At 59.1% G+C, this 17,655-nt stretch carries 24 protein-coding genes and 1 tRNA gene; 11 read left to right on the plus strand and 14 right to left on the minus strand.

Going from position 1 to position 17,655, the window contains the following annotated elements; translation table 11 throughout:
• The first annotated feature begins 270 nt into the window (after positions 1-270).
• The 4 genes from B5X82_RS26330 to B5X82_RS09810 all read left to right on the plus strand — a co-directional run bounded on the left by B5X82_RS26330 (position 271) and on the right by B5X82_RS09810 (position 2,485).
• A complete protein-coding gene (locus B5X82_RS26330; RefSeq protein ID WP_139385077.1) occupies positions 271-624 on the plus strand; it encodes a hypothetical protein in 354 nt (117 codons plus the stop codon).
• Positions 625-651: 27 nt separating this feature from the next.
• Complete coding sequence (locus B5X82_RS26745) at positions 652-819, plus strand: hypothetical protein (protein WP_176152518.1); 168 nt, start codon at positions 652-654, stop codon at positions 817-819.
• Between the two features lie 115 nt (positions 820-934).
• Complete coding sequence (locus tag B5X82_RS26335) at positions 935-1,591, plus strand: DUF3800 domain-containing protein (RefSeq protein ID WP_139385078.1); 657 nt, start codon at positions 935-937, stop codon at positions 1,589-1,591.
• Between the two features lie 288 nt (positions 1,592-1,879).
• On the plus strand, positions 1,880-2,485 hold the full coding sequence (locus B5X82_RS09810) for a hypothetical protein (protein WP_079647984.1): 606 nt from the start codon (positions 1,880-1,882) through the stop codon (positions 2,483-2,485).
• 79 nt (positions 2,486-2,564) lie between these two features.
• Here the strand turns inward: B5X82_RS09810 and B5X82_RS09815 are convergent, their stop codons facing one another.
• The 8 genes from B5X82_RS09815 to B5X82_RS09840 all read right to left on the minus strand — a co-directional run bounded on the left by B5X82_RS09815 (position 2,565) and on the right by B5X82_RS09840 (position 9,035).
• Entirely contained in the window at positions 2,565-4,145 is a 1,581-nt protein-coding gene (locus tag B5X82_RS09815) for a hypothetical protein (protein ID WP_079647985.1), read from the minus strand.
• Complete coding sequence (locus B5X82_RS09820; RefSeq protein ID WP_235862648.1) at positions 4,145-4,459, minus strand: DUF5681 domain-containing protein; 315 nt, start codon at positions 4,457-4,459, stop codon at positions 4,145-4,147. Before B5X82_RS09820 ends, B5X82_RS09815 begins: the two co-directional genes overlap by 1 nt.
• Positions 4,460-4,477: 18 nt before the next feature.
• The gene (locus B5X82_RS09825; RefSeq protein WP_079647987.1) at positions 4,478-4,807 is read right to left on the minus strand and encodes a hypothetical protein; all 330 of its coding nucleotides are present in this window, start codon (positions 4,805-4,807) and stop codon (positions 4,478-4,480) included.
• A gap of 100 nt (positions 4,808-4,907) precedes the next feature.
• Positions 4,908-5,078: a hypothetical protein gene (locus B5X82_RS26750; protein WP_176152519.1), complete on the minus strand. Its 171-nt coding sequence runs from the start codon at positions 5,076-5,078 to the stop codon at positions 4,908-4,910.
• Between the two features lie 353 nt (positions 5,079-5,431).
• Complete coding sequence (locus tag B5X82_RS26340; RefSeq protein WP_139385079.1) at positions 5,432-5,986, minus strand: hypothetical protein; 555 nt, start codon at positions 5,984-5,986, stop codon at positions 5,432-5,434.
• Entirely contained in the window at positions 5,976-7,490 is a 1,515-nt protein-coding gene (locus B5X82_RS09830; protein WP_079647988.1) for a YfjI family protein, read from the minus strand. The genes B5X82_RS26340 and B5X82_RS09830 overlap by 11 nt, the downstream gene beginning before the upstream one ends.
• On the minus strand, positions 7,487-8,491 hold the full coding sequence (locus B5X82_RS09835; protein WP_079647989.1) for a CHC2 zinc finger domain-containing protein: 1,005 nt from the start codon (positions 8,489-8,491) through the stop codon (positions 7,487-7,489). Before B5X82_RS09835 ends, B5X82_RS09830 begins: the two co-directional genes overlap by 4 nt.
• A gap of 73 nt (positions 8,492-8,564) precedes the next feature.
• Positions 8,565-9,035, minus strand: a complete 471-nt coding sequence (locus B5X82_RS09840; RefSeq protein ID WP_079647990.1) for a hypothetical protein — start codon at positions 9,033-9,035, stop codon at positions 8,565-8,567.
• Between the two features lie 133 nt (positions 9,036-9,168).
• Here B5X82_RS09840 and B5X82_RS09845 point away from each other — a divergent pair, with 133 nt between their 5' ends.
• Positions 9,169-9,375 carry a hypothetical protein gene (locus tag B5X82_RS09845; RefSeq protein WP_079647991.1) on the plus strand — a complete coding sequence of 69 codons (207 nt, stop codon included), beginning with the start codon at positions 9,169-9,171 and terminating at the stop codon, positions 9,373-9,375.
• A gap of 4 nt (positions 9,376-9,379) precedes the next feature.
• Here B5X82_RS09845 and B5X82_RS26755 read toward each other — a convergent pair whose 3' ends face one another.
• The gene (locus B5X82_RS26755) at positions 9,380-9,547 is read right to left on the minus strand and encodes a hypothetical protein (RefSeq protein ID WP_176152520.1); all 168 of its coding nucleotides are present in this window, start codon (positions 9,545-9,547) and stop codon (positions 9,380-9,382) included.
• Positions 9,548-9,741: 194 nt separating this feature from the next.
• On the opposite strand from B5X82_RS26755, the gene B5X82_RS09850 reads away from it, so the two are divergent.
• The 6 genes from B5X82_RS09850 to B5X82_RS09880 all read left to right on the plus strand — a co-directional run bounded on the left by B5X82_RS09850 (position 9,742) and on the right by B5X82_RS09880 (position 13,748).
• Positions 9,742-9,951, plus strand: a complete 210-nt coding sequence (locus B5X82_RS09850; RefSeq protein ID WP_139385080.1) for a hypothetical protein — start codon at positions 9,742-9,744, stop codon at positions 9,949-9,951.
• A 364-nt stretch (positions 9,952-10,315) separates the two neighbouring features.
• Positions 10,316-11,137 (plus strand): hypothetical protein, encoded by an 822-nt coding sequence (locus B5X82_RS09855; protein WP_079647993.1) that lies wholly within the window; start codon positions 10,316-10,318, stop codon positions 11,135-11,137.
• Positions 11,138-11,275: 138 nt separating this feature from the next.
• Entirely contained in the window at positions 11,276-12,466 is a 1,191-nt protein-coding gene (locus B5X82_RS09860) for a hypothetical protein (RefSeq protein WP_079647994.1), read from the plus strand.
• Entirely contained in the window at positions 12,459-12,686 is a 228-nt protein-coding gene (locus tag B5X82_RS09865) for a hypothetical protein (protein WP_079647995.1), read from the plus strand. The genes B5X82_RS09860 and B5X82_RS09865 overlap by 8 nt, the downstream gene beginning before the upstream one ends.
• A gap of 111 nt (positions 12,687-12,797) precedes the next feature.
• The gene (locus B5X82_RS09870; protein ID WP_079647996.1) at positions 12,798-13,295 is read left to right on the plus strand and encodes a hypothetical protein; all 498 of its coding nucleotides are present in this window, start codon (positions 12,798-12,800) and stop codon (positions 13,293-13,295) included.
• Positions 13,296-13,523: 228 nt separating this feature from the next.
• Positions 13,524-13,748: a helix-turn-helix transcriptional regulator gene (locus B5X82_RS09880; protein ID WP_079647998.1), complete on the plus strand. Its 225-nt coding sequence runs from the start codon at positions 13,524-13,526 to the stop codon at positions 13,746-13,748.
• A gap of 120 nt (positions 13,749-13,868) precedes the next feature.
• Here B5X82_RS09880 and B5X82_RS26345 read toward each other — a convergent pair whose 3' ends face one another.
• From B5X82_RS26345 to B5X82_RS09900, 5 genes are all read right to left on the minus strand, one after another.
• Positions 13,869-14,723, minus strand: a complete 855-nt coding sequence (locus B5X82_RS26345; protein ID WP_139385081.1) for a hypothetical protein — start codon at positions 14,721-14,723, stop codon at positions 13,869-13,871.
• Positions 14,724-14,755: 32 nt separating this feature from the next.
• Positions 14,756-14,995 carry a DUF6471 domain-containing protein gene (locus tag B5X82_RS27335; protein ID WP_079647999.1) on the minus strand — a complete coding sequence of 80 codons (240 nt, stop codon included), beginning with the start codon at positions 14,993-14,995 and terminating at the stop codon, positions 14,756-14,758.
• 130 nt (positions 14,996-15,125) lie between these two features.
• The gene (locus tag B5X82_RS09890; protein WP_139385082.1) at positions 15,126-15,719 is read right to left on the minus strand and encodes a DUF4760 domain-containing protein; all 594 of its coding nucleotides are present in this window, start codon (positions 15,717-15,719) and stop codon (positions 15,126-15,128) included.
• Positions 15,720-16,081: 362 nt separating this feature from the next.
• Positions 16,082-17,377: a tyrosine-type recombinase/integrase gene (locus B5X82_RS09895; protein ID WP_079648001.1), complete on the minus strand. Its 1,296-nt coding sequence runs from the start codon at positions 17,375-17,377 to the stop codon at positions 16,082-16,084.
• A gap of 174 nt (positions 17,378-17,551) precedes the next feature.
• Positions 17,552-17,627 (minus strand) — tRNA-Ile (locus B5X82_RS09900).
• Between the last annotated feature and the right edge of the window lie 28 nt (positions 17,628-17,655).

Here is a 17,655-nt window from a genome sequence, read left to right on the forward strand (position 1 = left end):
ATGTTCGCGCTCTGTGGTTGCGACCTATTGTCGCCGCAGTGGAAGGGATGGGTCTATCCAAATGGAGCCGAGCTTACAGTCGACATTCCCATTGGCCTGTTCTCAACACTGGAGGAGTGTAGGGCCAGCGCAAAAAGAACCTTACAGTTCACAGCTTCCCGAGATGAGAATGGAAACGCGATCGAGGGCGACTATGAATGTGGATATAAATGCAAGGCCGCCTCGGATCTCGGCGGTCTCAACGTCTGCGAGAAAACTGAGCACTAGTGTATGTCATTGCGGATCAGAACCCTTCCAGTTCTCTTCTCCTCTATTCTGGTCGCCTGTTCAGGTGCCAGCAGCCGTTCAGACACGGCGACGCTGTATCGCAACTCTGCTTTCGATCCGACGATGCGGGTTCACTGGGCTTCGTTCGATGCTGACGAGAGCGATCCCGCATACAACTCTAACAATTGCGGGATGGCTGCGCGGTTACTGAATGCCAATGTCGCGGCAAGCGCAAAAGCTGACGGCAAGGAGCGAGATGCCTCCGTAGGGTTCTGGTGCGAGCTTGGCCCCTATCGAGAAAAGGGTAGCGTACCGAGCCAGTTTTATGAATCGTTTCCGGCGGACGTTGCTTACTAATTCCCTGGATAAGGTGGGGCCGCGACTATGAACGGCGACGACATCACCAGCACCGTATTCGCGACTGTCGCTATATGCTCCTGGCTGACGGTCAGGTCTTTGAAGCGGAAAATCGACGAGCAGGCCGCTATGCTCGCGAAACTGTCGAACGAGATTTTGGATGAGATGAAGCGCAACGCGCCGCGGAAATCCTAAAGATGCTGTCCCTATCCCTCTCCCTTAGGACTGAGGGTGGGGAGTAAGTCGAATTGGATGCGTTATGACTCGCTCTCTATTGACTCTCACAACTAAGCCGTGATGATTTAGGTCAATGTCCAGATTGCATCTTTATGCCGACGAAGCCGGTGATTTCGTTTTTAAAAGAAACGGGAAGGCAAGTAAATATTATATCCTCTGCACGATAGGCATCGAGGATTGTTCTATTAGTCATCAGCTTCACAACCTGCGCCGACAGTTGGCATGGGATCAGAAACCTGTCTCCGATTATTTCCATTGCACGACTGACAAACAAGAAGTCCGTGATGAAGTTTTCCGCATAATCTGCGAGCATGATTTCACAGTGCATGCCACGGTCATGGAGAAGTCCAAGGCACAGCCACAAGTTAGAGTGAGCGAGGAGCGATTTTATCAATACGCTTGGCTTTACCACTTGAGGTATTCTGGCAGAATATATCGCGGGAGTTACGATGAGTTCCACCTGACTGCCGCGACGATCGGCGTTAAAAAGAAGAGAACAGCCTTCGAGGATGCTGTCCGTGATGTCTGCAACCAGACCGTCAACACTTCCCAGTGGCGCACATCATTCTGGCCGTCGCAGTCCGATCCGTGCCTACAGATGGCGGACTATTGCACCTGGGCTATTCAGCGGAAATGGGAGATGGGGTGCACGCGCTCTTACGACTTGATCAAGAGCAGGATTGTATATGAGTACGATCTTTGGCGGCGCGGCAGCACTCATTGGTATTGAGTTGCGGCCGCATCCTCAGCTATCTCACGAAGTGCCCAGGGGCCCTTATCACTGAGTGCCAACCGCGCTGCGGTTGGAGCACAAAGCGCCGTGATTGTCAACGTTCTAACACCCCCTCAACCGCCCTCCCCGATCGAACTTATCCCATCGCACCGCGACGCCAGCTCGAATAGCAGAGCAGGAGTCGCACTTCTTCCTAAGCGTGGACAACTGGTGATGATGCCTCGCGGCTTGCTCCAGTCCTGATCACTCGACATAAGCGCCTCGGGACGCAGCGGGGGCGCAGCGATGAGATTGAAGCCATCCGATCAGCAGATCGAGATCATGCTCGCCGCCGCTGCTTCTGGCGGCACCGTAGGGGCAGCAGTTTTGTTCCAGCATCTTGGCGGAGAAACCAACGACATCCTCGGTTTCCTCGGCGCAATGGTCGGAGCATCCGCCACAATATGGGGGGCTCTCTTCGTGGAAGACCGGCGAGCATCCACAGCCAACCGCCAAGAGGTTAGGGCCACTGCGGAAATCGTCAGGTTCGCACCCGCCCTGATCGACGAGGTGGCCAATGTGCTCGACCTTGCCCGCACCAGCAATTACAACATGGAAGATCTTGAGATAAGCCTCGAAGCGCAATGCGACGTACTGCGCACCATCGCCGCGACGGCAATGGAGGCCGCCGATCGAGCGGTCACCTTTAGGTTTGACCTGCGGGTGCATTTGAGGCGCTTCTCGGTTGCCACAACAGATCTGGTCGAGGCGTTTACAGGCCGCCCAATCCTGCGCGTCATCCGCGACCAGCAAAGTCGAAATATCCGTCAGGCATTTGATACAACCTACGGTTACATCGACGTTGCCCGGGAAAAGGTTGAACTGGCGCTCACAGCTCTCGATAGAAGCTGACATCACCCCGCCCCCGCCAAATCATTGGAATCCATCCCCATCGACGGCCGCATCGCGATCACCGGCCAGCCCACAGCCCTCACCCGAACATGCTCCCCTCGCTATCGGGCATAGCCGGCGGCCTGTAGTCGGTCGGCGTGTCCACCTTGGCGATGGTCGGGACGATCGCGGGATGAGCCATGTCGAGAGCACGGCCGATGTTCGCCGCTGCATCCACCTCATCATCGTGCTTACCTGCCGGAAACTGCTTGTACTGCGCGATGACCTCGCTGCCGAGAGACCCAACCGGGATATGCACCTCTCCCATCGACGCCTTTGCTTGGAATGGTTGCGCTTTCGTCGGCTTGTCGGATCCGTGCGGGCTTAGAGGCTCAATCCGGCAATAGATCCGGTGCTTGCGCATCGCGGCGATAATGAACGGCTTGGACGCTTTCCAATTGTTGTCGTCCTCGGGGAACCAGCAGAGCGGTTTCCACTTGCGGATCAGCGGCAACGCGCCCTCGGCCGCGACCGCCTGCTCCCCTGTGTGTTCGTCGATCTGGATGCCCATCGCCTTGTCGATCGTGCCTTGGGTACGAAATCCATCGAGCAGCCAGATGTGCTGACTGGCGTCGACACCCCAGATGCGCAGAACATTGAAGTCAGAATCCTGTGCATCGCCGGGCGCGTGATCGCTGGTCATGTAGATGTTGAGGTTCTTCGGCGCGACCTCGTACCGCTTGAACCACGCCTCCTTAAAGAACAGCCCCTCTTCCGGCGCCGGCTTCTGCTGATAGAGGCTGGTCCAAGTCCGCACATTTCGTTGAAATGGCCGCCAGTGTTCATGACTGAACCACTCCGGCCAAAGCGTTTCACCCATCGACCGGCCTAGTGGATCGTCCGCCGCATCGGCGATGGCTGGCAAGCAAATCACGTACCAGCGCCGACCGTCGCGTCCGTCGAACCAACCGCTTTCACCCCGCCATCCGTCAGGCAAGATACGGCCGGCCGGATCATCTTCATGCCACCTAGTCAGGATCATCACTTGTGGCGCCCCTGGGATCAGCCGTGAGCAGAAATCGTCCGTGTAGGCATCCCACGTCTTGTCCCGGATCACCTGGCTCTCGGCCGCTTCACGGCCTCGGATAGGATCATCGAGGACGCCAAGCGCCGCCCGGTTGCCTGTCAGGCCCGAGAGGATGCCCCCGGCCATATATTCGCTGCCATTATCCAGCATCCATTCGTCAGCCGCCGTCTTCGATGGATCGAGGCTTCGACCGAGCAGGTTGGCGAATGATCGCGACTGGATCAGTTGACGCGCCCTTCTGCCCTGCTTTGACGCGATATTGCTGGCGTAGCTGGCGAGAATGACATGTCGCCGCGGTTTGCGGCTCATGAACCACGGAATGAACACCACGTCGCTGTAGGTGCTCTTTGCGCTGCCCGGCGGCATCAACACCATGAGATTGGGGATCAGTCCACCTTCAACCCTTTGCAGGCAGTCCAGCAGTAGAGCGTGGTGAGCAGCCAGTGATCCGATCTTCATGATCGAGAAGCCGTCCTCGTCCTCCGCATCACTCAGCGGGACGGTCGGGATATCGACCATGCAGGCGAAATCGGGGAGGCTGTTCTGCGCGAGATCCCGCCTCACCGCCTGTATCAAGTCGCTGTCGATCAGCATCAGAGCGCCAGTTTCGCGATCTCCCGCTTTGCCTCAAGCGACAGACCAGAAACATCGATCTTGTTCCGGATGGGCGGCGCCTCATCGTCACCACTGATCGGCTGCGTTGGCTTTCCCCAACCACGGTCCAGAAGAGCTGTCGATGCGGCCACGATCGCGGCGGGCGGGCTCGCGTCGTCCCTGATCACCTTCACCAGCGCATTGAGCGCAATTTCGGTGTGCTGCCGCGCCATCTCCCGCAGCGACATGCCATTAGCCAGGACAGCCTTCGGCCTTCCTGACGGGTTTCCAGATTGCCCTTTTTGAAACGGCATAGCTATCAACCTACCCCGTCAACCCGCCTTCCGAAGCTTTAGACTGCCGGCGGGGACCTCGATGCCGAACCTGCGGCACAGGTCGATGGTTCGGTCAGCGGTCAACCCGGGTGGGACGGCGCCATGCTTCGCCGCCCATCCCAGAATTGCGAGCAGCAGGTTGTGCGAGCCCATCGCTTCGGGCGTCTGCGAGGTGTCGACCTGCGGGAGGGCAAGGCCTTCGCCACGACGGATGCCGCGGTCGTTGTAATCACCCCGGCGGAGATAGGTCAGGCGCATGTTGATCGCCTCGGGCGTTCGACCGGGCAGGAAGCGCTCGGACATCTCCGGTGCGGAGATGCCCAGCAATGGCGCGGATATCTTCCTCCTCGGCCCAAACGTTGTTCAGATTAGCCACGCCAGCCTCTCATCATTCATGGATTTGTGCATGCTCAAAGCTGCGTCACGCCTATTCGCGCTCGTGCCGATATTGATCGGGGAGGCAATCGTCCGCGAGCATCGACCGATATTCGGGGATGACGAGCAGCGCTTCGTGCACCTTTTCGGACGGAATGTCGTGGAAGGCAGTGACGTGCCAAGCCTCGATCATGAGCTGGAGCTTCTGACCACGATCGTCCAACTTACCCCAGTATGCGAAGCAAGCCCCCACGCTCGACCGATAACGATCGGACCTTCCAGCTCGATCAGGATGTCGGACCACCTCGACATCCTCACCGCGAGTCCAGCAAATCATCGCGTTCTCAATCGGAATATCCATTTTCAATCCCCGCATTGTGATCGCTCTAGCCACTTTAGCCACTCTCGCCGGGCCCCCGGCTAAAGGCCGGCCAGACAGTGGAAAATGTCAACAGCGAGAGAGATATTATGTTTAAAAGACAATAGGATAGGCCGCTCCCATTCCCTGTAGAAATGGAGATAAAAGACCCGTCACTGTCGAACGCTAGCCAGACTTTAGCCGGCAGGTGGCTAGAGTTATGGCCCGCCGCGCATCGCATATGCCTCCCACACCGGAACGGCGCGCGATCGGTCGAACCGACGCCAACGCAACTGATTGCCATGATCGACGGTCAGGACGATGCTTTCGACATCGACCCGATGGATTTCGATGGGACCGCTCCAGCTCCACAAGAGCAGCGCCAACCCGTTCCTGTCAGCGCGAGCGGCCGAAATATCGGGGTTTGAGCCATAAACCTCCAGGACATCCCAGCCCCGGGCAACGAGATCACCGCCCCACTGCTGATCGATCTGGAGGCAGGTCCAGACCAGTCGGTCCCATCGCTCCATCGGCATGTGCATAGGAGCCGGAAGCGCCTTCAACAGGCGCAATCCCTCTGACCATGGACGGCCGGGGGCGGCTAAAGTGGCTAAAGCGGCTAAACTTTCGCGTCCATCACGACGGGCATCGCGGAAGCGGGAGAACCGCGCGGCCTTGATGCCTGCCTCGAAACCGTCCGCAATCGCGGGTTCCGTCGAAGCTATGGCCGGCTTCAATACCGGGATGAAGGGGACATATTCCTTAGCGGACATTGACGACCCAAGCCTCCTTGCAGCGCTTGCCGTCGATGGTGGTTCCGGCAGGAATGGGCGTCAGATGGTCGTTGCGCGCCAGGAGCGCGCAAATCTCGCGGACGCGATCCACCGGCAGTTTGCGCAACGAACGCGGCGCGCGCTGCTGGATATGGCTCATGCCTATCTCAGGCGCGGCATACTTGTCCTTCAACCACTCAGAGAGTTCCTCCGCCTCCAGGATGAGCTGGTCGACCACGCCGTGATCAGCGAGCCGCAAGGCCTCGCTGATATAGAAGTTCATGAGCTGGATTCCGGCCGCCATATACTCTGCGCGGATCGTCGCCTCACGCCGACCGACCTGAAAGACATGGATCACCGCCGCCAGGCGGCAGGCATTTTCAGCGGCCTTGCCGGCGAAACCGCGAATACCCGAGAGGATACCGCCCTTCCCCTGCTGCTGCTCGATATGATTATAGAACTCCCAGAAGAGCCGCTGGCCCTCGGGATCGAATGACAGTTCGGCCCGTTCGAGCGCGTTCATCCGCTCGGGGTTCATCGGCAATTGCGTGCGGATGATCGTAGCCAATCGCTCCTTGAAGTCGGCGAGAGCGTCCGCGATCTCAACCGGCTCGATCGCCCCGACTTCATGCAGGCGGGTCCCGGCCAGGGTCTTCGGCTTGGCCGGCAGCATGCGGGCAAGGAAGCCTTGCTCGCGCATCTCCTGGTTGCCGAACATGCGATCGACGTAGAAGCTCTGAAACATGACGTGGAACGAGAAGGCGCGGCCGGGGAGATATTTATAGCCCTCCCCCTTCGTCAGGGTCTTGATCGGCTTGCCGTCCCACAGATCGGAATAGGCGGCGATGGTTGCCGTCAGGTTCTCGTCGGACATGCCCCAGCTTCCAAGCCAGGCGCCGCCGTCGTTGTGATACAGGCCGACCGAAGGCCGGCCGTGCTCGAGGATGTGAAGAACGCCCTGCGTGGATCCCGGCGGGACGATCATCGCCGGCAATAGCGGTTCCTGAGGCGGCGCACCGTGCCGCTCGACCGCTTCGCGGATCTGGGCGTAATCGCCCTTATGGTCCTTGGCGATCTGGTCCTTGATCGATTTCCACGAGGCGTGTGCTGACTGGTAGATGAGCTTCTCGCGCTGATACTCGACGCTGAGATCGGCTTCATGTTCGTCGATCGCGGCACAGGCGAGCTTGTCCGATGCGGTCTTTCTGTCTCCGGAGTCGGCAACGGTCGTCAGGAAGAGCGAGACCGGCTTCACTTCGAGAGTGGGCAGACGAACCACGACATGGCCCTGGACTGCCAGGGCTACGGCCGACAGGACCGAATGAGCCGCCAGGGCATCGGGCACCTGGACCCGGCGCATGATCGAGCGGGTGGCCGCCGCGGCGATAACGCCCAACGCATCGACGGGATATGGATCAGGGTCGACCGGCGTCCCCCGCAGCGGGATCGGCTCGGGCCTGCGCACCTCGGCTTGGGCCGCATTGGCGGCAAAGGCCCCGCTCACTGGCGGATACCCCTGAGCTGATCATTCCAATCCTTGTAGCCATTGGACGGCCACATCACGCGCACGGCCAAGCCGACATCGGTCAGTTCCTGAGCCGCCCTCTCCACCGCAGATCGTCCGGCCGCGTCGTTCTGGCCTGCGATCAGGACGGATTTGACGACTTCGGGAAAGCGGATCATCGGCATCAGCGCCGTTCCGAGAGCGGCAAGGACCGTTTGACCCGGCATCTCCTGCGCGAGCGAAAGGGCGTCCTCAGGCCCCTCAGTGATGACGACTTCGGCGGCCGGCGGTCCAAGCCAGATAGCTCCACCAGCGACACGCCCGAGGCTCAGCTTGGATCGCCTCGGCTTCTGCCAGCGCTTATCGGCGCCATCATCGAGCAGGAATATCCGCTGAATCGCGACCAGATCGTCGCCGATGGTTACGGCGCCAAGCAGCGCGGGAAGCGCCCTGCCCCATTTGCCGGTTTCCTTGTCCCGCGCCGCCGGGACCATGCCGAAGCGGATCGAGGGCGGTAGCTCCATGTTTATGCCCCGTGAGCGGGCATAAACCGATGCCGGGGTCCCAGCCGTAGGAACCGCCGCATCCCAGAACGTGCGAGCCTCGGCAATCGCCTGCTCGCGTTCGGCAGCGTCCTCAGCAGCGCGTTGTGCGCGTTGCTCGGCCGAGACGATCGGAAGATCAGACACGCCCAGCCACGCAAGGGTATCGGTAAAGCCGAGCCCCTCCTTCGCCATGACGAAGCGAATGATGTCGCCAGACGCGCCACAGCCGAAGCTATGATAGGTCCCCTTCGCGTCGTTGACCCGCAGGCTGGGCGAACGCTCGTCATGGAAGACGCAGAGGCCTTGCAGCTCGCGCCCCGCCTTGCGGAGCTTGGTATATCGCCCGACGACATCGCTGATGTTGTGCAGCGACCGGGCATCTTCGACCCGCTGGCGGAACTGGGCTTCCTCCGCTGGGTCGCGGGGCTGTGCGTTTCGGGGGTGCTTCCACATCATGCGGCGAAGCCTGACACGGGCGCGTTGTCGCCGTTACCGCCGTCATTGCAGATGACGTGCATGAGCGTTCCCGTCATTCCGATGCGCCATGGCTCTGCGCCAGCATGTCAAGCCAGCGGCGGGTGAGCGCATTTACCTTGCGGATGAGCTGGGCGTGCGGCCGAAGCTCCTCGGCCTCGGTGATGCCGTCAGCCTCGATCTCAATGATCGCCGGCAAGAGCATCGCCAGAGTGAGCGCGGCGCGATCGTCCGAGGAACAGATCGCCCCGGCCTCGGCCCATCGACCACCGGCCAGCCGTAGCAGCGGATCCGCAAACCGCCCTCCCCACACGTCGCAGCCGGCCAGGAAGGTCGGCAGGTCCATCGCCGACCCACCAGCCGCGTAGATCGCGGCGCGGTCCTCGGAGCGCCCCAGAACGCGGGCCATGTCCTTGAAGGTGATGTCGTCGTCGGCTTTGATCTCGGTGAGGACGGAGCCCTGCACCTCGACCGCTTTCGACGCGGAGAACGTCCGGCGGGCCCGGTGGATGTGCGGTGCGTTCATGCCGTAGCTCCGACAGCATGACGAATGATCCAAAATGGCGACATCACTCGCCACCTCCCCGGCGCCCGAGATTGTTCCCAGGCGCCGGTTCGGTCATTCTGCGGTTGGAACGACCAGCAGAAAGGCAGTGGAAATGGCCGACAGCGTTACGATCACGAACTTGCCCGATAGCGGCAGCCCGGAACGAGTTGCGCTCGATCTTTGCAAGATGGTGCTGCACGGCTCCATTAAGGGAGACAACCACGCGGCCGTTTACAGCAAGGGCAACATTCTCGCGACCTACGCTGAATGCCGCCAGGCAGTTCGAGGGGGAGCCTACGATATCAGCAACCTCGTCTGACCGGTCAGTTCGCCAATCGATCCATCGCGGCCTTCGCTTCATCTGCGAGGGCCGCACGATCGGCACTGACGAGGAAATCGTAGAACTCAGCCGCAAGGCGAACGGTGTCGGCTTCCAGACCGAAACTGACGGCAAGGCGGAGCGCTTCCAGGCGCAAATCTTCCTGTGGCATCGATACATCCTTTCGATTGATCTATGCATGGAGGCGCTCCAGCCGCTTAAGCGCCCGCCAGCGCTTCGACTCGATCAAACGGCGACAATCTGCCGCCGAGCGACCCGACCGCCAGCGATCAAGCCCCGGCTGCTGTCGAAGGACGGGATGCGTCATCGGCCCGCCCCCGCATGGTGAAGGACCGCAAAGCTCGCATGGGCGTGCAGAACGTCATGTGCGCCTACGCCAACCTCATCGGCGCGACGATCGAGGCGTTGCAGAAGGCCGAGGTGCCGGATGCCTATACCCATTATTTCCTCGACCGACTGGAACTGGCGAACGAGGCGACGCTGGTCGGCGCGGAGGCGGAGTTCGCCGCGCACCTGATCGAGCTTTTTCGGAGGGTGGTGTCGGAGGCTGACTGAGTCTTGCTCGGATGCCCGCCGCCGTTAAGGGAGACGGCTGGGCTCAGAAGATGGAGTATTTCCCTTGCGTCTGACGGTATCGTCTCGCGCGGCCAGTTTTGCTCGGACCCGAGATAAGCTAGACAACGCTCAAACGTTGAAATTTCCATTGTCCGACCGTCGCGCAATCGTTCGAAGAGCTTGCCGTCATTTGTCGACCGCGAAGACAGGGTCTTTAGTGTGGTTTTTGGCTGCAATTGCTGGGCCTCTTCGACCCAGCGAGTAGCCAGCCGAACGAGATGGGGAATGAGCGCCATGAGGATCAAATACGGGCTAAAACCCGCATCGTCAAGGGCTACAGCCCGTCAGAGCGGAGCGATTGTGAATGAGTGAAGACCAGCCGCGCCCAAAGACGGTGTTTTCTATCGAGGAACCCCCGATTGAGCTGATGATCCAGCGCATCGACGAGCGACTGAAAGTGCTTGGCCTGACCGATCGCCAGGCTTCGATACGTGCGACAGGATTGCCCGACGCCATTCGGGAGATTCGGCGCTTCAAGCGACCCGGCTCGAAGCGAATGATCCAACTTGCCAAAGCCCTCGAAACTACACCCGACTGGCTGGGTGGATACGTTGATCACCAGCGGGGAAAGGTGTGGCTTGAAAGCACCGAATCAGCGCTGCCAATCTATGGCGTTGCCGACCTGCCGAGAGACATACCCGTTTTCGCAGCCAGCGTAGATGAAACCGCCCCCGCCTTTTTCAAAGACATCGTGGAGAAGGAACACTCTATAGAGGTGAAAAAGCGCCTCTACGTAATGTGTTTTGGCTATAATTTTAACGATCCCATCGACTTCGCACGCCGCCCCCCCAGGCTAGCGAAGCGAGACGATTGCTACGGGATCATTATCCATGACGATGCACTATATCCCCGTTTTGAGATTTCCGATGTCCTCTACGTGGATCCACGCCGACACGCCGCTCCCGGAGAATACGCTCTTGTTCGGATAAAGAAGGAAGCGATACCTGACTTTAAAACTCAGGGAGAATGGGCTTTCATCGCACAGATCGATCCCGATAAATCGGAGCGATTAGACCAGCCTTGGGCGCTACGTGTGTTCAATCCCGATCTTCGATTTACCCTCGACCGCCGCACCGTGGCGGAGGCTCATCGCATAATTCCGTGGTCTGAACTTCTGTCATTATAGTGCGGGCCACAGCCCGTTGACGCGGGCTATAGCCCGCATTATAAGTTCTCCATTGGCCGGCTCACTCGTGGCGGCTAATGGCAGGCTTCGGCGATAGACACGTCGCCCCTGTCTCCTCTCGAATGAAGGAGACTACCGATGAACGCTCATTCTTCGATTATCGCGATGGCTACCGCCGAGCAGGCGACCGCTCCCCTCGCCTGGGAACAGGCCTACGAGACCTATCAGGCGGCCCGCAAATCTGGCGTGGAGTATAGCGAGAGTGGGGCCTACATCGACGAGATCGGAGGCCCTCTAGGCCTCACCAGATATGAGGCGCTCAAGACGCTTCTCGCCACTCCCGCACCCTCGTTGGATGCTCTCGCAATCAAACTGGCCATCTTTGCCGGTGATGATGGGCATGAATATGAGGCGGCCGGCGTCATGCAGGCTCACATCATGGCGGATGCCCTCCGCCTGGCGCATGAGAGTAGTGCGTCACCTGAAATTACCCGCATTGCGGTGGCCCAGCACGAAAAGGCTGTGGAGAGCCTGTCTTACTATTTCGACGACGCTGAGCGAGCAAAACGGATGGAAATACAGGCCATCTCAGCACGTGTAGTCGAGCAGATCACCGGCAAGCCGGTCGCCATCGAGCGCTCACCAGTTTCATGGAATGACGCTGTCGCCGCCCTCGACGCGATCACGGTAGAGGAACAGGCATTTGAGGCACGGGTCAAGGCAGGTGAGAACCCGGCGGACCATGAGACCGACGCACTCGCGACGAAACTCGCCGTCCGTTATCGCAACGTATTCGCTTTTCCCGCACCGACGATCAAGGAAGTTGGAAGCAAGCTCCAGCTTTTTGTCGATCATCAGTTGTGCGAGCGGGCGGATGCCGCAACCTTCATCGAGCCAATCATTGAGGATATCGAACGCCTCGCGCCCTCGACAGGTCCCGACGTCGATCCAGAGCTGATAGCGGCCTGCACCGAAGTATTGCAGCTTCGTGCGAGCGAGCCTGAACCGAGCCGTCAAGATACTGAGGCCGCGGAGTGGGAATGGCGCATTGGAAAAGTCGAGGAAGTCCTGCGAGATAATGTCTCGACATCCGCCCCGGTATTGATCGCACAACTTTGGGTGGCCGTGGACCACATGGTAGACCGCGCAAAACCGTCTTGGCTTCGTGATGCGATCAGCCAGAATGACTTCGGAACGATCATGGCTCGGCGTGAAGATCTCGACTTCGACGTGCGTATGGTCGTCCAGGCAATCGACGGCCTCATGGCTATGGAAGCGGTAGCGGTCGAAGCGGGGCAGAGTGCCGAACGCGAGGTCGCCCATGCCTGACACCTGCCGCCGCTGCGATTTCTTCCTCGATCGGGGGCTGGCTTCGGCCAGCTCCCCACCATCGAAGAAGAGCGACGTGAACACGGGCATCTGCTGGCGCCACGTTCCGCAGATCAAGCCGGGCTCCTCGGTCGACGGTCGAGCGATCTTCCCAACGATCCACGCCGATCACTGGTGCGGCGAGTTCCAGAACCGCGCGCTCCTTGAATCGCCCTGCTGAGGAGGGCCGCAGATTGCCCCGGACAATGTACCGGGCGAGTTCCCTGCCCTCGCCGGGCAAATCTGCGGACTGGCACGAAAGCCATGGCTTTAGCCGTACAAGGATATTGAAATGAACAGCTTTCACAGCTTTGGAATGACCGAGGTCGCCACCAGCGCGATCGTCTCGATGCGCCGGTTCAAGCGCAGCGCGCAGGATTGGGCCTATAAGATCACGCTTTCAAACGGCGAGGGTCTCATCGTCGAGACAAGTGACGTCAGCATTCTCCTGGAGCGGCCGATCCAATTGATACCGGCTCCGATCGGAACATCGATCTGCCATTTCAACGACGAAGATTGGAACGCGCACCGCGCTCAAGTGATCGCCTGGGCCTTGTGCGCCGATGGCGAGGTTCGGCCGGTGACGCCAGCCGGGGTGAACGATAGCGAGTGCCTGGGGCCACACGAGAATCTGATCGTCGAGCTACCTGATGGCACGTGCCACGAAACCGGGTTCGACGGGCGGCACTTTGCCAGTCTCGATGAACTAGTGGAGGACCGCAAGGCTTGGGTCGAGCGGGCTCGCAACGCTGCCATCCAGCAGGACGCGACTTCGGAGGCAATCCGATGAAACCTGCGGCGGATCCTATCGCGCAAGCTTGGGAAGCTTACGACGCAGCCGCCCTGGAGTGCCATCGCATGCGGATAGAGGGTATCCCAGCCGACCAGAGGGTCGAGAAGGAGCTCGAAGCCGTCCGACTGCACCAGGCCTTCTATGTCGCGAGCCTGCGATCGGAGCCGGCGTCGCAATGCGCTGGGATTGATACGACAAGCGCGGCGGGCTGAAAGGATGCAACTGATGAACACTGTGGTTGTCCGCGATCGGCGCAAGGACCGCCTTCTCCGTATCGCGGAGGTCCGCCAACGCACGGGCCTTTCCGTTCCCTCTGTCTATCGACGGGAGGCGGCCGGAACCTTCCCTGCTCGCATCCGCACAGGCCCGCGCATGGTTGCCTGGTACGAGAGCGACATTGACGATTTCGTAGCCGATCCAGGCGGATACCGCGTCAATCAGGCTGCCTGACATCCCGGCAGCATGTGGCATACGCACTAGGACCGACACCCACAGCATCGGATAAGCTGGCAGTTTCCGAGGGTTCCAGTGATTAGCGGCTTGATCGCCGGAATCGCGGCGTTTGCGGGGTTAGGTGGCGATATAAAACTCAGGGTGGTCCTTGAACATAATAGAAATGTTGCGCCCGCCATCATTACCAGGAGCGCCAACCCCTCTAATTATCAATTCGACACATTCCTGTGTCACGTGATCTTCTTGAGATATTGTATCCGTATATTCGATACGAGCAATAATAATAAGCCGATATTGACCACTCGCGATCGCATTAAGATCGGAGGAGCTTATCGGATTTGTGTGCCCGACAATATGGCGGTTTTGGACTATAGAGCGTCCAAATCTTCGATCGATTGCCGGTATGTCAGAGAGATTCTGAGAGATTGGTTCTCCAGATTTTATCCATCGCATCGAAACCATGACGCCCGTGCGCATGGCAGGAGTTTGACCGAAATTGACAAATGGAATCTCAACCACTTTCGGAGCGTTGGTATCGGCATTGAATCCGAATTCAATAGTTCCGGCGTGCATGTAAGCTCGCAGCCGCAGGTAGGCTTCATATTGGGCATGTTCGGCCGATTTTTCAGCCGCAACGGCATTGCGGCTAGCGATTGCCAAGGCATCCTCAGCACCTCTGGTCGCCTCCTCGGCAGCAAGCACAGCCTTACGCGTGTAATGGAGAGTGGCGAGCAATCCAACGAGGCCGCCAATGGAGACCCAGAAACTCCACTTTGCCCAAAATGCGCTATTTTCGGTGGCCTTAGCCGCGCGCCACTGGGCGCAAAGATCGCTTTCGTCGTGCCCATATGGCTCATGGCATGGCTCGCCATATTTGATGGCTTTAATCGTCGCCGGCTGCTGTGGATCGCTGGCGGAATAGCGATATTCGGGATACCGCTGCTCCTGGGGGTAATCTGATACCCCCACCATCAACCCGGCACCGTAGGCAGTGAATAAGGCTGCTACCCCAGCTGCAATTGCGAGGCCCCGATAGCCTCTAGGCATTGTAGGAAAAACGCAGCCGTGAAGCCGCCCCTGCTGATCTTGTTGTTAAGGTTGCGCTCGTTCTCTGTGATGCCAAGCGACGCCAGCTTTTCCGCAAGCTGAGCATAGGTGACCCCTCGACGTTTAAGCTCCCCCTTCAGGAGGTTCTTGGCCAGCGCCTCATACCGGACGTTCACGGGATCCGATTTTGCGACCATAGAAGATCATACCTTGGAATACCGCCGGTGGATAACATGCGCTTTTTATCGGTTGGCATATCACCGCATCCAGTTCAAATCGTCTGTTGGCGACCTGCAGCACCGCTGATCAGCGACTCACCAGAAATCCCTATCGGGCGTTGGCCATGGCTCTCGCCGAATCTATCTTGTCATGTTGACGGCGAAATGCCCACCAAGCCATCTTAAAGCGGTTGGGCGAAGATACTGGATGCCCATCCTTAAGCCAAGTCGCATATAGCGCGGTAGCCTCGCAATAGATTGATGATTTCTTAGCCTGCATCGCATTAATAAAATCAGATGCTCCTTCATAATCCATCATGAACTGATTATGGTACCATCGCTTATAGAATGCCTCGTCGAAAAGACCTCGGCGAATACCAAGCGCCATCAACTCATATATATTCATCTGATGAGTAATAACGTTCCGGTCAGATGTTCCGATAGATCCATCATCAGCGATCGAAACAATCTTAAACGGATCATCTACATCTGCGTTCTTACGAATAAGATCACGGAACGCACGGTATTTTTCCTGCACGTCCGAATCCATTAGAGTTTTCATGACCATGTCTAAAGTGGCTCGACGGCGATTAGCGCGACGCGTGTACCAGAACGCGATAAAGGCAACGACAACGGATACTGCAGCGAGCATTGCGCCAGCGGCCGGCGCGGCGTCCTTCCACGCCACCAAAATATCTTTCATGTTCCCCCCGAAACGAAAACGCCCCAGCTTATAAAGCCGGGGCGTTTGGTTCAATCCGTATGGTTGCGGGGCTTAGTCGACGTATCCTTCATGAGCCATTTTCATCACTCCCATTTCCCCTCCAGATAACCATCCATTGCTTAACAGCAAGTGCACGGTGCATTTATATTTTAGCAATCATACATCATCACATACGATGATCTTCTACCAAACGAATGATGATATTTTTCCCAAATTACTGCTTAGCAATCAGCAGGTCAACGTTTATCGGAATGCTCACGTTCCCTCTAAGGGACATTCCATACCATGCCAGCACTCTAACTGCCCCGCGCTTTCCGACTTCCCAGCCGCCCCCAAGCCCCTCATTGGAGCAATCTAAAGGGGTCCGGCAGATCCTTGGTGATCATGTCCGCCCAAGCTTGCCCCAGATCGCGCCGCCGCTTCAAGTATCGCGCGCGGTTATAGGCCCACTCCGACGCCGACATGCCTTCCGGCACATGCGCCAGCATCATGTCGATGATCATCCGGTCGCCATCGCGATCCAGTTCGGCGGCGCGCTCGTTCATGATGGTGGAGAAGGCCGAGCGCCAGCCGTGCGGGACCATCTTGCCCTTGTACCGGCCGCCGCCCAGCCGCTTGTACATCGAACTCACCGCCGAATCGCTCATGGGCACGCGACGATCATGCTGACCGGGGAACAGCAGGTCGAACCGCCCGGTCAACACGCGCAGCGCGCGAAGGACCTGAACCGCCTGCGACGGCAGCGTGACCTCGTGTCCGAAGGCTGCGTTCCCCTTGTCCTCTACCTCCAGCTTCATCCGCTCGGCCGGGATCGACCACAGCGCGTCCGGTGCCGGCGCGTCGGGATCATCCCAATCTATGCCAGTGAACTCCGACCAGCGCGCGGTGCGCAGGACGCCGATGCGGACGACCGTCATAGCCAGCAGGCGCGAACAGAGCTTGGTTTGCGGGTCTGAGGTAGAACGGTCGACCGCCGTCTGGAAGTCGAGTAGTTCGGCCGTGCTGGTGAGAGCAGGATGCTTCGACCCGGCCGGCGTCGGCCGCAGCGCTGCGCCGATCTCCGACACGGACAGCAGCGCCTCGGCACCAACCAGGTGCTCGCCCTTGGCGAGCTTGAAGATGCCGACGACATAGCCCTTCACCCGCTTCGCTGTTTCGATCGAGCCTCGCTTCTCAATCTTGCGCAGCTCGCGGAGCACCATCGGTCCTGTCACCTCCGCGATCGGCATCTTGCCGAGCGCCGGATAGAGATCGCGGGTCAGCCGCTCGTTCACCCGCTTGAGGTGGCCGGGCGACCATCGGACTTTCTCCGCCTCCATCCATTGCTCGGCGACGGCCTTGAAGGTCGCGCCAGCCGCGGCGATGGCTGCCAGCTTGCGCCGCTCGATCTCGATGGCGGGGTCCTTGCCCTCGCGCAGCATCGCGCGAGCCGCGTCCCGCCGGTCGCGCGCCTGGGCCAGCGTGACTTCAGGGAAGAGACCGAACGTCAGCAGCTTTTCCAGCTTCGCATAGCGATATTTGAACCGCCACGACTTCGCCCCCTTGGTGGTGACGAAAAGGTGGAGCCCTTTCGAATCGGCGAGCTTATAAGGTTTCTCGCGCGGCTCGGCGTTGCGGACTTCCGTGACGGTCAGCATGCCGCTATCATATGGGGGTATCGAAAGCGCTTCAAGGCCCTGCTACCCCCACCGATCCCCCCAGCTATTGCAAGCTATAGCGGAATTTGTGGCAAGTTGTGGAAGATGGCCCCACCAGAAAAGCCCGAATTTCAAGATCTAGCGATATCTACTGGAGCTAGTGAAAAGTGGCGCTGGTGGGCCCGGCAGGACTCGAACCCGCAACCTAGCCGTTATGAGCGGCCAGCTCTAACCATTGAGCTACAGGCCCCGCCCAGCGCCGCGCAGGCGATAGACGA

The organism is Rhizorhabdus histidinilytica, from assembly GCF_900167915.1.
In the GTDB taxonomy this organism is placed as follows: Bacteria; Pseudomonadota; Alphaproteobacteria; order Sphingomonadales; family Sphingomonadaceae; genus Rhizorhabdus; species Rhizorhabdus histidinilytica.